The sequence below is a fragment of the Chitinophagales bacterium genome (assembly GCA_019694975.1).
Lineage (GTDB): Bacteria > Bacteroidota > Bacteroidia > Chitinophagales > UBA10324 > JACCZZ01.
This window is the reverse complement of sequence record JAIBAY010000008.1, coordinates 67,551-83,479: the sequence shown is the minus strand read 5'-3', so window position 1 is coordinate 83,479 and position 15,929 is coordinate 67,551. Positions and strand designations below refer to the sequence as shown.

Genomic DNA, 15,929 nt, shown 5'->3' with positions numbered 1-15,929 from the left:
GACTTGACAGCTTATTTATCAATAAAGACTTCGGCAATATTAAGACCTCAGCAATTGCCAAACGATGACACACACGATTACGTTGAACACCTATTACTCCTCACATAATAACCAATCATGGCGACTACACAAGACATTAAGAAAGGCCTGACCATTGAATTCAAGAATGACCTGTATACTATCGTAGATTTCCAGCATGTTAAGCCGGGAAAGGGCGGCGCTTTTATCAGGACAAAGCTGAAAAGTGTAACGAGCGGAAAAGTAATTGATCAGACCTGGAATTCCGGCGAAACAATAAACCCCGTTCGTGTTGAGCGCAGAAAATACCAGTTTCTCTACAAAGACGAAAGTGGTTACAATTTCATGGATCAGAATACATTTGAACAGGTAACATTAGATGAAGATATGGTTACCGGTCATGAATTTATCAAGGAGGGCCAGGAGGTCGAGATCTCCTTTCATTCGGAAACAGACAAACCGCTTTCGTGCGAATTACCTCCTTTCGTAGTGCTGGAAATCACCTATTCAGAACCTGGTGTAAAAGGTGATACTGCCAATAATCCTTTAAAGAGAGCCACCGTTGAAACCGGTGCAGAAATTCATGTTCCTCTATTCGTAGATACAGGAACTAAAGTAAAGGTTGATACCAGAACAGGCGAATATGTTGAAAGAGTTAAGGGGTAATTTCCTCATTAGGCAATAAAAAATCCCGTCACCTGAAAAGTAACGGGATTTTTTATTGGTCATAATATCAGCGCAACAGCAACGATCCTGTTGCATAATCAAAAATGATATTGAATTGATTGAGCGCATAAGGCCCAATCACGGACTGTGCCAGCAGATTTTCTGTGACCATAATTTTAGGATTTTTCACCGTACGGCCAAGAATTTTCAATTGATCAGGAATCAATACATTATTACCGGAGCTGCCAAAAAACTGGCCTGCAGCCTGTTGCGTAACGGCAATACCCGAAAATGCAGGGTCAAATGCTATATTCACGGAAGAAGTATTGACCGTTGCCGGAATCACGTACAGGCCATTTTCATCTTTAGTGAGCGGTACACTGGAAGCAGAAGCATTTTTATACAGTGCCTTCACTGATTCCATTGTATTGGGAACATCCTGATTAGAGGGATCAAGTGTCAGGTATTTCCCATAGAAATAAAGTGCAACGCCATAGTTCTCATTCAAAGCATTGATGTCGCCCAGGTATTTATAAGATTCCATGAGTTCCTTTCTATACTTTATCGTATCAACAATTGCCTTCTCAATAACTTCATAATAATAGGGCGCCGCGAGTCCCTTGGCGGAATCAGGATTGTCGAGATTAGTCATAACACGGGCACGCCAGAAATAGCTGATAGGCCATTGTTTGTTTAGCTGTGACATTTTAGCAAATGAGCTGTCTGCCATCATAAATTGTTTTGCAAAATAGGCTGACTTACCGACGTTAAAATAATCCTGCAAAGTGGCATCTTTCTCCGAAGCATTTACCTTTTGCTGATAAGCATTTGCAGCATCGAGGTATCTTTTCTGGGCAAAATAAATAGCACCGATATCATTGTAGAATGGAAACTTTGTGCTATCCAGTTTAATAGCTTCCATATAATTCAGAATCGCTAACGAATCTTTACCAGTTTTAGACAACAACTTCGCGTAGTATTCATAGTCAGACGGTAATATCCTGGCCGTATCAGCCTTCACAAAAAATGCTTTCATTTGCTGAATGCCTGTTTCATAGTTACCGGATTCATAATTTGAATAGGCGGATAGCCTGTACATTACCGGAACATCAATCTTGGCTCTCAATGGATCAAGGATTGCCAGGGCACCTTTATAATCCTTAGTGAGAAAGAGGTATTGAGCATACCGGAATTGTGTATAGTCATCTTTATCCGCCAGGTCAAGGTATTTCTGATAAGACTCCTTTGCCTTATCATATTGCCCGGTGTAGAAATAAAGTTCGGCGATCTCGCGATAAGCAGGCGGAAAATTCTGATCAGCCTGAAGGCCTTTCTGAAATGATGCCAGTGACTGGTTGTAATTTCTGGCTAACCGCCAGATAACTCCGGCGCGTATTAAAGCCTTAGCCATGGAAGGATTCAATTCCGCAGCTCTCTCATATGCGGATACAGCATCGCCGCCTTTGCCCATGCCTTCAAAAGCCAATCCCAGTTGCCAATAAACATCAGCCGATTTATTGCTGTAGGTAATAGCTTTGTTCAGCACGTTAACGGCTTCCTGGTAATTCGGATGCAAACCACCGGAATACGCATCAGCGAGCAATACGTATTGCAAAATATCTTTCGATGAAGTGAGTCCCTGTGCCTTGTCAAAATTCTCTTTCGCCTTCTGTGTATTATTCTGATCGAGAAAAGCACGGCCCAATCCAATATAATTATAAATACTTTTCGGATCAGCAGATACACCGGCTGAATAGGCCACCCGTGCAGAATCAAACTGGCCGAGGGCATTGTGAGCCTGGCCCAGGTAATAATAATTACGCGCATCAAGCGGATTCTGCCGGATTAACTGAGTGAAAATCCTTTTTGCTGTTCCGTAATTCTCATAGTCGATAGATTTTATTCCATCTTCTGTTGTTTGCGCAGCCGCCGCCATCACACTCACCATCAGGAGCATCACCATTGCAATAATTTTCATGGTATTGTACGATTTAATCCTTAAAACTAAAACTGTTCTTTCAATTCAATCACGCGCACCGCATTATCTACCGGCATCAATCCAACACGCTGTACAATCCGCTGTCCTTCATCAGACGCAACGTATGTAGCAAACCCTGTGCCCAGCCCTGTATGTTTTTCCTGGCTGATAATAAACAATTCACGAAGAAAAGGATAATGCATCGAATAAATAAATCGTTTTTCAGGCAGATAATAAATGCCCGGGTTGTCCTTTGCGGAAACGGCAACCACCTGAATTCCTTCTAAAAATTTTCCGGTGGTTGTATCATCTTTATCACTTATCCAACCAGAGCCTATAACACCAATGGCAGATGGATTCTGTTCCACATAATCAATAACAGCGGGATTCGAGTCTACTGCAAAAGCATTCGCTGCAAGTTTTTCAATGCTTAACTTTTCTGAGAGAAACCGCACTGTACTCGACTGCTGATTGTCAAATACGAGGGAAATACTGCCCAGTGCAGATTTTGGATTGATTTGCCTCCATTCCGTTATTTTTCCATTTACAATATCCGAAACCTGCTCATATTGCAATTGTGAATCTGGATTCATTTTATTAATGACAAATGCAATTGCATCAATGGCAATTTTAGTTTCGCGCGGAGCTAATCCGAGCTTTTCAAAATATGGTTTTTCCCCATTCATCAGGCGGCGTGCAATAATCATCAGCCGGTTTTCTTCATGACCGAAAAATTCACTGGTCACTTTCAGTTCAGGCAGGTATACAGCATCAATGGCCGCATTTTTATAGATATCGGTAAAAGTGATGATTTCCTGCCTGAGCAGTGGGGCAAATGACTCATCTGCCACTATCCTGATGCGGCCAGTAGCAGGCGTGTCTGATTCAGCAGCAGACTTCTCTGGTTTGTTTTTACAGGAAGAAAAAAGGGTACCATTTCCCGTGAGGAGCATGAGCATGCAAATCAAATTAAATCTCCGCGTTGCAATGCAGGCCATCATCCTGAAGCTGTCAGTTTTTTATAGAGAAAGAAGCACCGGTAGCCTGCAAACGCAATCAGCACACCACCTAAAATACTTCTGGCCATACCATCTAATTCAGGGAAATAGCCGGTGAAAAGCAAACTGCCTCCCACCCCTATATAGAAGATGATCATGAAGAGGTGGAAGGCAATTAATACCGGTTTCAAGAAAGCACAGCTTATTTAACGCTACTCTGTACCCAACTTAAAGGTTACGGGCAATTTGAAATATACCTTAACAGCATTCCCGTTTTGCTTGCCGGGTTTCCAGGGTGGCATGTTTCTGACAACGCGTTCTGCTTCTTCGGCGCAGCCGCCTCCAATATCACGCACCACCTGCAGGTCAGAAATTTTTCCTGCCTCATCCACCACGAACTGCAACACTACTTTCCCTTCAATGCCATTTTCACGGGCTGCTGCAGGGTAACGCAGGTTCTTTTGAAGGTATTTTATGAGTTCTGTCTGTCCGCCCGGGAATTCAGGCATTTGTTCCACATACATGAATATCTCCGGCTTCTTTTCCTCTACCACCTGCGTTTCCTGTGCGCTGAAATCATAAGATGCGTTGGGATCAACTTCAGTTACGGTAGACACTTCCGCTTTTTGTATCTCTTCCACAGGAGGAGGAATGTCTTCATCCTTCACCTCTTCATCAGGCTTGATTACCGGAGGAGTAAATTTAATCGTTTTAGGAGGAGGTGGTGGTAAATCGGGCGGCGGCGGTGGTGGCGTATTCTTGTCAATTGGCGGCGGCTCTGATAATTCGGTATATTTTATTTCCTTTTTAGGTTCAACCTTTGGTTCCGGCGTAAGCAAGGTGACAAGGTAAGGAGCAACGAAAGCAACCAGATAGAGGCCTGTGGAAATAAGCAAAGCGAGAATAATATGCCTTCCATATTTCTGCCGCAGCTCGTAAGCTCCGTAGTCTTTGTTTCTGCCTTCAAAAACAAGATCATCAAGATCTGCCGTTAGAATTTTTTGCGCATCCATGTTTTTAGGGTTTTCATCTATTCAGATGCAAAACAGTTCAACTTTCCACAAACTATTTAGGAATCATCTCCATTTCTTCCGGAGTAACGTCAACAATTGCAAAAGATTTTATCTCTGCAATCTTCATTTCATCGAGGATATCAACCAGGTTGGTATACTTGGAATCCTTAGTAGGCTTGATCAGCACGTAGACACCGTTTTGTTTCCATCCGTTCTGACGTTGCAATCCCAAAACTTTCTGATAGCTGTCAATCAAAATTTTGCGGATGCCTTTGAAGTTGGTGGCTTCTACAACGGGATCCTGGTTTCCAAAATAATAAAATATGTTGTTATTGGCTCCGAGTAACAACGTCATAGCTTCCGACTCACGGATTTTGGATTGCTCCTCATTCTTGGTGGTGTCCGCTTTATCCGGCATTACCACCTGCATCGCTTTCGGCTTTTGCATCGTAGTGGTCAGGATAAAAAATGTAACGAGCAAAAAACCAAGGTCTACCATCGGCGTCATGTCTATGCGCGTAGATATTTTCTTAGCCCTTACGCCACCTCTTTTTTTGCCTTTGCCTTTATGGACGTCGCCACTTTCGCCTAATTCAGCCATTTTTTTCTATTTTAATTGTGCTGCGGTTACGGGCATTGCCTCATCGGAAGTTATCAGGCCGAAGCGCAACACCTTTCTGTTCTGCAAAGTCTTTATGACACTTTCCACTGCCGGGTAATTGGATTGACCATCGCCCTTGATAAGAATTACAGGGTTACCTCCTGCAATACGTGCATTGATAAGCCATACGCCCAGTTCATTCGACATATTCATCGTGGAATCAACAGGAATGCCGGGTTGTTGTACTTTCTTCCTGTCCTCAGGGGAAAGATCAAGAAAGTTTTGCATAGAGCCCATTGGAATACCAATGCTGGAACCTGTAGCAAAGGCATTTTGCTGATCTACTGTAAAAGTAATACCGTAGGTCTCTCCCATTTTCTGAATGAGCGATTTACGGCTGTTCTGATTATCCAGGTCAAAAAAGATCCGGCCATCATTCGCAACGGTGATGGTGACCACTCCCTTTTCCGGAATTGTAGCTGTAGATGTTGAAGTAGGCGTGACTACCGCAACCGGTTCATCAGGGCGAAATTTGGTTGTAAGAATAAAAAAGGTTACCAGCAGAAAAGCCATGTCAACCATCGGCGTCATGTCGATGGAGACACTTGTTTTTGGCATTTTTACTTTTGACATCGGACCTTATTAGTTGAGTCTAGTTGTGACGTGATGCAAATGTGTTGGTAATGCTGTAGCCTGCTTCATCGATCAGATAGGTCAATGAGTCAATCCTGTTTGAAAAGTAGTTGTATGCTATAATTGCCAGTGCGGAGGTAATGATACCGGTAGCTGTATTTACAAGTGCTTCGGAAATACCAACTGATAATGCAACAGAATCAGCTGCTCCCGATTGGCCCATAGCTGCGAATGCCCTGATCATACCCAATACGGTACCGATCAAACCTCCCAGTGTACCGAGGGGAGCAATGGTGGCTATAAATGGGAGATTTTTCTGCAACATGGGCAATTCAAGTGAAGTGGCTTCTTCTATTTCTTTCTGAATCGCCAATAATTTTTGTTCTTTACTCAACTCTTTATCGGTGGCCATCTCACTGTACTTCTTCAGGCCGCTCTTAATCACATTCGCCACAGATCCTTTCTGACGGTCGCATTCTTTGACAGCATCTGCGATGTTATCATTCGCAAGATTGAATTGCACCTTCCTTACAAAATTGGCAAGGTTGCCCGAGCCGTTTGCTTTTCTCAATGTCAACAGCCGCTCAATGGTGAAAACAATAACCATCAGCAACATGGTGAGGATAACCGGTACAAGAAATCCACCTTTGAACATAATTCCCTGGATATTTCCGGCTTTCGGACGTTCACGTTCAGCGTCAACAAAGTTGGCTGGATTTCCCAGAATAAACTGGAAAATTACCACTGCAATCACCAGACAGGTGATGATCACCAACACGGGGAATAGAGATGAAGAACTACCTTTTTTGTTCATCGGAAGAGATTTTTTAGGTTAAAAGTTTTTAGAGTTTTAAAGAACGATTGCAAAAATAAACTTTCCTTTTACTGAACCAAACTTAAAATTGATTTTAATTGGCTTCTACTCATTGCTTTACGCTGCTGTGACTTTAAACATCAGGATTTTAATGCATCCTTTTGTGCTATACTGTGATAGCGGCTATACAGGAAATATACAATCAACCCAAATCCTGTCCAGCCTAGAAAACCCATCCAGGTGTAACTGTCGAGGCCAAACATCATTGCGCCACAGGTGATAATACCCAAAATAGGTACCCACGGCACAAATGGTGTACGAAAAGACCTTGGCAAGTCAGGCTGTGTTTTCCTGATCACAAGAATGCCGGCACTGACGAGCAGAAATGCGGAAAGTGTTCCTATACTTGTAAGATCACCGGTGAGTGACCCTGGAAGGAATGCGGCAAACAATCCGGTGAAAAAGAAGAAAATAATGTTTGACTTCCAGGGGGTATGATATTTTGAATGGATATCTGAAAAAATCTTAGGCACCAATCCATCACGGGACATTGAATAAAAAACGCGCGATTGTCCAAGCAGCATAACCAGTATAACGGAAGAAAACCCGGCAAGAATGGCCACTGTAATAAAAGTGGCAAGCCAGCCATAGCCAGTCATATAGGTTTGAATCGCGTATGTAACGGAAGCTTCCTTGCCTGCATGCCTGAAATCTTCATACGAAGCCACACCTGTTAAGACGTAGGAAAACAAAATATAAAGTATCGTACAAATAGCCAGTGAGAGCAGAATACCAATCGGCATGTCACGTTTTGGATTCTTGGCTTCCTGTGCGGCAGTGGATACAGCATCGAATCCGATGAAAGCAAAGAAGACGGTTCCCGCACCGGCCAGGATGCCCATGAATCCACCGAAACTGTGCGAAGCGCCGGTATTATCAGTATAGGTTCCTGCAGGTGGGATAAAAGGAATATGATTTTGCGGATTGATAAAGGACCATCCAAAAAGGATGAACAGCAAAACAATTGACACTTTGATGATCACAATGATGGCGTTGATAGCAGCGGAATGCTGTGTTCCCCTGATGAGTAACATAGAAAGCAATCCCAGGATGAGGATTGCCGGCAGATTTATGATGCCATGCATTGAACCATCAAGGCTGGTTTCAAGCGGTGAATGACACCATTGAAAAGGAATCTGCATGTTAAAATGTGCCAGCAATTTGTTCAGGTACTCCGACCAGGCAATTGCAACAGTGGCCGCACCAAGTCCGTATTCCAGGATTAATTCCCATCCGATGATCCAGGCGATGAACTCGCCCAATGTGGCATACGAATAGGTGTATGCGCTGCCTGCGATAGGAATGCTGGAGGCAAATTCCGCGTAACACAAACCTGCAAAAAGACAACCGACTGCTGCAAGCACATAGGACAACGTAACGGCGGGGCCTGCATGTTCCGACGCAGCAGCCGCAGTTCTAACGAAAAGTCCGGCACCGATGATCGCACCGATTCCCAGTAATACGAGATGACTAACGCCTAATGAACGGTGCAGTTTATTGGAAGAGCCGTCAGCTTGCTCGAGGAGTTTACTGATTGACTTGGTAACAAATAATTTACTGGCCATTTGAATACGAAGTTTAAAAAGTGGTTAGGACAAATTGGTTAGCCTGCGAAGAAATCCGGTATAGAAATTCTGTTGATGCCATCCTGATAAGATACCTTGTTGCAGCTACAAAAATTATAACCGGGAAACGCTTTTCGTGAAGGGGCAAAATAGGAATTATTTTAAGACCAAAGAATTTTCCGGCAAACCGCAGCTCAGGCAAATTTGCCATTCAACCTGCTTTCATGAGCCACTAAAATCTGCTTCCATCTAATCCCGATTCCATGTACAATGCTATACATCGGCAAATCAAACGTGCTGCAATAAATCAATTGCTTTCATTACGGGAAGCGAACCGGCAGGTTTACTATCACGCAGGAAAAAATTGAATAGGATTGCAATACCGGTATCAGATTAATGCAGTGAGCATTCCGGGAAGTATACCGATCAATATAGTTAGCACGGCTAATACTACAAGCAGCACCTGCGTGCCAATGCTAAGTGTATAAGATGTTTCATGACCCTTCATCATGAATGCAGCAATCATTGGCCGGAAATAATAATACACGCTTATAAAGGAATTAACTACCGCAATTACCACGATCCACGTCCAGCCTTCGCGAATGGCGGCAGAAAAAATATAAAATTTTGCAAAGAAGCCGGCGGCAGGCGGAATGCCCGCCAGGGAAAACATAGCTATCGCAAATGTCAGCGCAAGCAATGGATTTTGCTTCAGCAACCCATTAAAAGCGCTTACATCATCCGCCGCCTTATGCGACTGCAGAATAGCTACTACGGTGAAGGCCGTTAATGATGCCAGGGAGTACGCGATTGAATAAAACAGCACAGTGCCATTGGTAATGTCATGTGCGGTAAGCAAAGCCAGCAACAGGTAACCCGCATGTGCTATGCTGGAGTAAGCCAGCATTCTTTTGATACCCTTCTGATACAATGCGGATATATTTCCAATAAACATAGTCAGCAATGCGACTGCCGAAATTAACGACTGATAAGATGCTGCTGCAGGTGAAAGCCCAAACTGAAAAAGCCGCAGCAATGCTGCAAATGCCGCGACTTTTCCGGCAGTTGCCATATAACCGGTAACCATTGTCGGAGCACCCTGGTAAACATCCGGCGTCCAGAAATGAAACGGTGCAACGGCCACTTTAAAGAGCAGGCCAATCATGAGCATGATGATTCCGGCTACAACAAATGGTTCGGGCTGCGCTTTATGCAAACCAAGATAATAGGCAATATCACTGACCATGAAGGATCCGGTGGCACCATATAACATAGCAATTCCAAACAATAAAAAACCCGTGGAGAAAGATCCCATCAGGAAATACTTAAGTGCTGATTCATTAGAAAGCAAATCCCTTTTATGCAGCCCTGCGAGCACATACAAGCTCAGTGATAATATTTCAACACCAAGAAACAGCATGAGCAGGCTGGTAAATGAGACCATGACCAATACGCCTGTAAGAGAAAAAAGCACTATGGCGTGCACTTCCGTGTAATGTTCGTTTTTGGCATAGTTCAACTGATGGTCAAAAATCAGTACAAAAGTGGCCGTGATAAAGCACACTACAGAAAAGGCAATTGCAAAGTTATCCATCCGCATTGCGCCAAATAAAATCATGTTCTGATTCCATTCGATCGCGGCAAACCAACCAGCAATGATCAGTGCCGCTATGGAGAAAGGAAGCACCCATGAACGGCTCTTCATCACGCTGCCAATCATGGCTACGATTCCTGCTGCTGAAAGTGTGATCAGGGTATTCATCAGCCGTTTACTACCGGATTAACGTTATTAAAAATATCCAGCACATGCTGCACTGCAGATGCTGAAACATTGAGTAAAACAGCTGGAAATAAACCCATGAAGATTATTACGATGCACAACGGTATCAACAAATAGTTTTCCCATCCCATCGTGTCAGCAGGTGTTATCTTATGATCCTTCACCTCTCCTAAAAAAACGTCTCGATACAAGCGGAACATGTAGACCGCACCAAGTATCAATGTCGATCCGGCAAAGGCCGACATCCAGCCATTGTGTGAAAATATTCCCATCAGCAACAAAAACTCTCCGATGAATCCATTGGTGAGTGGCAAGCCAATACTGCCGAGCATCACAACCATAAATATTACACTTAACCGTTTCATTTGCCCGGCTATACCACCCAACTCTCCTATCCATCGGGTCTGATATCTTCTTTCGATGATGTCAATAAGCAAAAACATGGCAACCACATTCACCCCATGATTAAACATTTGAATCATTGCTCCCTGCAGGCCATAACTGTTGAGGGCAAATACGCCTGCGGCTATTAATCCGACATGGGCCATGGAGGAATATGCTACAATGCGTTTCAGGTCGTGCTGCCGCCAGGCAATCAATGATGCATACACTATTCCGATAATACACAGCACCAATGCAGTATTTCCCCAAGCAGCAACGCCATCCGGCACGATAGGCAAAACCAACCTGATCAAACCATAAACGCCCATTTTCAACATGATGCCAGCCAGCAGCATACTGCCTGCAACCGGTGCTACGGTATAGGTGTCGGGCTGCCAGGTGTGAAAAGGAAAGATGGGAATCTTCACAGCGAATGCCAGGAAGAATGCCCAAAAAATCCAGCTTTGCTCGGTAGCGGAAAGCGACAAGTGATAAAACGACTCAATGCTGAAAGAGTGATTGCCGGGTGTCTTGAAGTATAAATAGATAATAGCCACCAGCATAAACAGGCTGCCCGCCAGTGTATAAATGAAAAATTTCAGCGTAACAGGTATACTTCTTTCGCCGCCCCAGATTGCGCAAATGAAATAGACCGGGATCAGGGTAAGCTCATAAAAGACATAAAAGAGGAAGGCATCTCCGGCCATGAAGACTCCCATAAGCCCGAGTTGCATCGTGAGCATTAAAGCATAAAATGATTTCGGATGCTTTACTTCCGCTTTTGGTGTTGCTGCGATGATAAAAGGATACAGGAAGCCGGTCAGCAATACCAATATCATAGAAATTCCATCAATACCAATCTGAAACTGAATGCCGAGCGAAGGAACCCACATAAGGTTCAGATAGAGCTGAGCAGTAGTTCCGTTGTCGAACTGCATCCACCCAAAGAGCACCAGGGCAAGATTGCCCAATGCACCAATCATGGCGATATTCCTGCTGTAATTGCCGGCTGTCACCAAAATGATGAAAGTAAAGAGTAGCGGAAGAAGTAAGAGTCCGGCTGCTATCATCTGAATACATTGAGTTGAGCCAGACCATAAATCAGCAGGAGGATGATACCTGCCACCATTGCGAAAACATAAAAACCAATATTGCCGGTTTGTATTTTTCTCACCTGCGAGCTGAGGTACACCGTGAAGTTGCCCAAACTGTTTACCGTACCGTCAATCACTTTTCTTTCCATCGTATTATTTAAGAAATCGCCCAATGCCGCCAGGGGTTTTACAATTACATAATTATAAACTTCATCAACATAGAACTTATTAAATGACAATTTATAAAAGACCGGCAGTTGATCTTCATTGATGGTGCTGTTAACTTTCCTGACGGCATAACGCTGATAGGCCATCCAGCAGACAGCAAGCAGTATCAGTATAGAAAATATCACCAGGAGCCATTCGATAGTCGCGGCATCTGCATGTTCTAACAACCGTACATTCTGACTAAAGACCGGTGAAAGATATTGACTGATCCAGTTGTGTTCGCTGAAGATTTCAGGCATTCCCAAAAAGCCACCTAAAGTTGCTAAAACAGCAAGTATGATCAGCGGAATGGTGATAGATGGCGGAGACTCATGCAAGTGTTCCTGCTGATGATGTGATCCGCGGAAATCGCCCCAGAAGACCATAAAATAGAGCCGGAACATGTAAGCAGCCGTGAGCACGGAGGTCAAAGAAAGCAAAATAAATAGTGGGCCTCCATTTGCATACGTGGCAGCAAGGATGGCATCTTTCGAAAAGAATCCCGCGAAAGGAGGAATGCCCGATATAGCAAGTGTGCCTGCCAGAAAAGTTGCTGATGTTACCGGTAAAGCTTTTCTCAATCCTCCCATCCGGCGTATATTCTGTTCGCCTTGCATAGCATGAATGACGCTTCCGGCACCCAGAAACAACAATGCTTTAAAAAAAGCATGTGTCATCACATGAAATATGCCGGTATCAAAAGCGGAAGATCCCAGAGCGGCAAACATATAACCCAACTGGCTGACGGTAGAATACGCGAGCACCTTTTTAATGTCATCCTGCGTTAATGCAATCAACGCGGCTAACAGCGCTGTTACTGTTCCGGTGACAGCAACAACAGCGAGGGAATAGGGAGCTATTGAAAAAAGAATGTTGGATCTTGCCACCATGTAGATGCCGGCAGTTACCATTGTTGCAGCATGGATGAGCGCACTGACAGGTGTCGGGCCAGCCATTGCATCCGGCAACCAGGTAAATAAAGGAATCTGAGCGCTCTTACCGATTGCACCAATAAACAGTAATAAAGTTATAGCAACAATCACTTTATCATTTGTTGCATGAGCCGACGCTGCGGGAAAGACCTTATCAAAATCGCTGCTTCCAAATGTGACAAAAAGCAAAAAGATGCCGAGTATAAAACCCAGGTCACCAATCCGGTTCATGATAAATGCTTTATTAGCGGCAGCCGAATACGCTTCATTTTTCCACCAGAAACCAATCAGCAGGTAAGAACACAGGCCCACTCCTTCCCAGCCAATAAACATCATTACATAGTTTGCTCCCATCACGAGCAGCAGCATAAAGAAAATAAACAGGTTCAGGTAAGCAAAGAACTTTCCGAAGCCCGCATCATCCTTCATGTATCCGATAGAATAAAGATGAATGAGAAATCCAACACCGGTAACAATCATCATCATGATGATTGATAAAGGGTCAATTAACAGAGAAAATGATACAGCGATATTTCCCGCCGCAATCCAGTTGTATAAGTCTATTCGCTCGTTATAAGGTGATGACAGAGATGGAATGAAAATGGAACAAACAATCAGGAATGAAGCCAGCACAGTTCCGCATCCGATAGCAGCGGCGGCTTTTTTTGATATCCTGCCAAAACCCAACCCGTTAATGATAAATCCCAACAGCGGAAGAAAAGGAATCAGCCAGGCAAAGGAATTCATGGAGGCAGCAGATGGGTTGATTACCGGTTAACCTGCACTATTGCGGCAGGGCGCCCAAAAGTAAGATTCTTTTTTATTCAGGAAAAGCAATTGGAAGTAATTCGGCTGAATGAAAAAGCCGACACTGCCGGTTATCCGCGTTGGAAATAAAAAATTCAACCGGCAGAAAAATATGAAAAAAGGTTTAATGATTCATGAACAGTAATACTTCAAACTTTGGCTAAGCAGTGTGGTAAATGATCCCTCAACTGTTGCGAAGGCAATAGCCTTATCCATCAATACATTAGTCCCCTCTTTCTTTTTCCTCATCTTTTGCCCTGTAGATATAGTGTATTCTCAATGTATGGCCGGAGTCACCTGTTTCATTACCGGCAGGCATAGCGTCGCTATCGTGTTGTTCAGTTTTCATTTCCACATTAACCGGATCTTCTTCCGCATCCTCCTCTGCCATCCATTCGGGCACAGGGTCATTCAACGGGCCGGCATTCAGAAAATGAACAGAGAAGTAGATGCCTGCGAGGAAACCAAACAAATGGGCTTCCCATGATACATCGGGGATAAATGGAAACATGCCCCATATTAAACTGCCATAAACAAAGACCACCGTCATTGACAATGCCAGCAATTGCCGGTTTTTTCTCAGTATACCGCTGAATATGAGGAAAGCTGCCATACCATATACCAGTCCGCTTGCGCCGATATGATACGATTCACGCCCAAGCAACCAAACTCCCAGTCCATCCATTAACCAGATCCAGGCGAAAACACGGTAGGCGATGTTCCTGTAAAAATAAATGAGTCCGCCCCCTAATAAGAGTAAAGGAATGGTGTTCGACATCAGGTGTCCGAAGCTGCCGTGCAGAAAGGGAGTAAATAAAATACCTGCCAAACCATTCATCGTGCGGGGCAGAATTCCGAGCCATGAAAAATCGAGGCCGGTAGCATACGCTGCGAAATAGACCAGCCACAAGATGCTGACAAAGTAAAGCGGTATCAGGATACTGACACTGATACGTTTTTTCTCTGCCTCCTTTTCTGTAAGATTCTCCATTAATCCGATGAACTTTGCTGATTCTTCATCCGGCAGATTTTTCCGGATGATGCGCTGCTGATAAAATCAATCCAATTTACGGATAGGTAAACTTCCGGCAACCTTGTCACGAAAAATCAGCATGTATATCTCAATTTATGATTATATTCTGACAGAATAGCCTGTAACAGCGACTTATCTGAGCGCCTGCATTTGCCCACACTTTCAGCTTCAGCTTGCGGGTGGAAAAAAATCTGACCTTACTCATGGCGAAATATTTATATTTAGGGAATCAACCTTTCAATCAAAATTAAAATCACAGCAGCATGAAAATCCTGAAGATTATCGGAATTCTCCTTGGCATTGCATTACTTGCCATCATTGGATTTGCATTATTCATCAATTTCCGCGGGATTCCGCATTATGAAGCAAAAGACCCTGGTATTACAGTTACTGGTGATTCAGCAATGGTTGCTAACGGAAAGCGTCTCGCTTCCATGCTATGCAGAGACTGTCATTACAATCCGGCAACCGATAAGTTTACAGGCAGAAACATGACTGATCCGGCTACAGAACAGTTTGGTACCATTTATTCTCAAAACATAACACAGGATAAAGAATATGGTATCGGCAACTGGACTGACGGCCAAATAACCTGGCTTTTGCGTACCGGCATTTTACGCACCGGGCGCTATGCACCTCCGTATATGCCTAAATTTCCTCACATGAGTGACTATGATCTTAACAGCATCATTGCTTTTCTAAGATCCAATGAACCATGGGTAGCTGCCACAGCCGTGCCTGATACACAACCTGTTCCTTCCATGCTTACCAAGTTCCTCTGCTTTATAGCTTTTAAGCCTTTGTCCTTCCCGGCACAAACAATAGCCCCTCCTGACACAACCAATCCGGTTGCTTTAGGTAAGTACATTGTTACCGGTATGCTGGATTGTTATCCATGTCATTCAGCAGATTTTAAAACAATGAATGTAGAAAACCCTGAACTGAGCAAAGGATTTATGGGCGGTGGCAACATGGTTGGCGTTAATCCTGAAGGGAAGAATATGCGATCAGCGAACCTTACACCTGATAAAGAAACCGGTATTGGCAGCTGGACGGCAGACCAATTTGTAAATTGCCTTCGGTACGGACAAAAACCTGACGGCACACAGTTAAGTTTGCCGATGATACCTTTGCCTCAGTTGACTGATAAGGAAGCAAGAGCCATTTATGCTTATCTCATGCAGCTGCCACCAATCACCAACAAAGTCGTTAATCCATCAAATTGAGGGAAGGTTGAACCAACCCAACCGGGAACATAAGAATAGCAAGTATCTTTTCAGCAGATTGCAGAAGGCTTTCGCAACCATTACGTAAACAGTAAGATGGTCGCATATCAGTCATTATGCCTT

General features: G+C 43.9%; 14 protein-coding genes. 2 read left to right on the top strand and 12 right to left on the bottom strand.

What is annotated here, in order from left to right:
- Positions 1–117: 117 nt before the first annotated feature.
- Positions 118–684: an elongation factor P gene (gene efp, locus K1X61_13835; GenBank protein MBX7109728.1), complete on the top strand. Its 567-nt coding sequence runs from the start codon at positions 118–120 to the stop codon at positions 682–684.
- Between the two features lie 67 nt (positions 685–751).
- Here efp and K1X61_13830 read toward each other — a convergent pair whose 3' ends face one another.
- The 12 genes from K1X61_13830 to K1X61_13775 all read right to left on the bottom strand — a co-directional run bounded on the left by K1X61_13830 (position 752) and on the right by K1X61_13775 (position 14,538).
- Positions 752–2,662 (bottom strand): tetratricopeptide repeat protein, encoded by a 1,911-nt coding sequence (locus K1X61_13830; GenBank protein ID MBX7109727.1) that lies wholly within the window; start codon positions 2,660–2,662, stop codon positions 752–754.
- 26 nt (positions 2,663–2,688) lie between these two features.
- A complete protein-coding gene (locus tag K1X61_13825) occupies positions 2,689–3,621 on the bottom strand; it encodes a substrate-binding domain-containing protein (protein ID MBX7109726.1) in 933 nt (310 codons plus the stop codon).
- A gap of 38 nt (positions 3,622–3,659) precedes the next feature.
- Positions 3,660–3,851: a hypothetical protein gene (locus K1X61_13820; GenBank protein ID MBX7109725.1), complete on the bottom strand. Its 192-nt coding sequence runs from the start codon at positions 3,849–3,851 to the stop codon at positions 3,660–3,662.
- A 21-nt stretch (positions 3,852–3,872) separates the two neighbouring features.
- A complete protein-coding gene (locus K1X61_13815) occupies positions 3,873–4,673 on the bottom strand; it encodes a TonB family protein (protein ID MBX7109724.1) in 801 nt (266 codons plus the stop codon).
- Between the two features lie 52 nt (positions 4,674–4,725).
- Entirely contained in the window at positions 4,726–5,274 is a 549-nt protein-coding gene (locus tag K1X61_13810; GenBank protein MBX7109723.1) for a biopolymer transporter ExbD, read from the bottom strand.
- Between the two features lie 6 nt (positions 5,275–5,280).
- Positions 5,281–5,907 (bottom strand): biopolymer transporter ExbD, encoded by a 627-nt coding sequence (locus K1X61_13805; protein MBX7109722.1) that lies wholly within the window; start codon positions 5,905–5,907, stop codon positions 5,281–5,283.
- A 19-nt stretch (positions 5,908–5,926) separates the two neighbouring features.
- A complete protein-coding gene (locus K1X61_13800; protein ID MBX7109721.1) occupies positions 5,927–6,721 on the bottom strand; it encodes a MotA/TolQ/ExbB proton channel family protein in 795 nt (264 codons plus the stop codon).
- A 140-nt stretch (positions 6,722–6,861) separates the two neighbouring features.
- Positions 6,862–8,346: an amino acid permease gene (locus K1X61_13795; protein ID MBX7109720.1), complete on the bottom strand. Its 1,485-nt coding sequence runs from the start codon at positions 8,344–8,346 to the stop codon at positions 6,862–6,864.
- A gap of 388 nt (positions 8,347–8,734) precedes the next feature.
- The gene (locus tag K1X61_13790; protein MBX7109719.1) at positions 8,735–10,108 is read right to left on the bottom strand and encodes an NADH-quinone oxidoreductase subunit N; all 1,374 of its coding nucleotides are present in this window, start codon (positions 10,106–10,108) and stop codon (positions 8,735–8,737) included.
- The gene (locus tag K1X61_13785; GenBank protein ID MBX7109718.1) at positions 10,108–11,577 is read right to left on the bottom strand and encodes an NADH-quinone oxidoreductase subunit M; all 1,470 of its coding nucleotides are present in this window, start codon (positions 11,575–11,577) and stop codon (positions 10,108–10,110) included. The genes K1X61_13790 and K1X61_13785 overlap by 1 nt, the downstream gene beginning before the upstream one ends.
- On the bottom strand, positions 11,574–13,487 hold the full coding sequence (gene nuoL, locus K1X61_13780; GenBank protein MBX7109717.1) for an NADH-quinone oxidoreductase subunit L: 1,914 nt from the start codon (positions 13,485–13,487) through the stop codon (positions 11,574–11,576). The genes K1X61_13785 and nuoL overlap by 4 nt, the downstream gene beginning before the upstream one ends.
- A gap of 283 nt (positions 13,488–13,770) precedes the next feature.
- A complete protein-coding gene (locus K1X61_13775) occupies positions 13,771–14,538 on the bottom strand; it encodes a rhomboid family intramembrane serine protease (protein MBX7109716.1) in 768 nt (255 codons plus the stop codon).
- Between the two features lie 305 nt (positions 14,539–14,843).
- Here K1X61_13775 and K1X61_13770 point away from each other — a divergent pair, with 305 nt between their 5' ends.
- Positions 14,844–15,806 carry a c-type cytochrome gene (locus tag K1X61_13770; GenBank protein ID MBX7109715.1) on the top strand — a complete coding sequence of 321 codons (963 nt, stop codon included), beginning with the start codon at positions 14,844–14,846 and terminating at the stop codon, positions 15,804–15,806.
- Positions 15,807–15,929 lie beyond the last annotated feature (123 nt).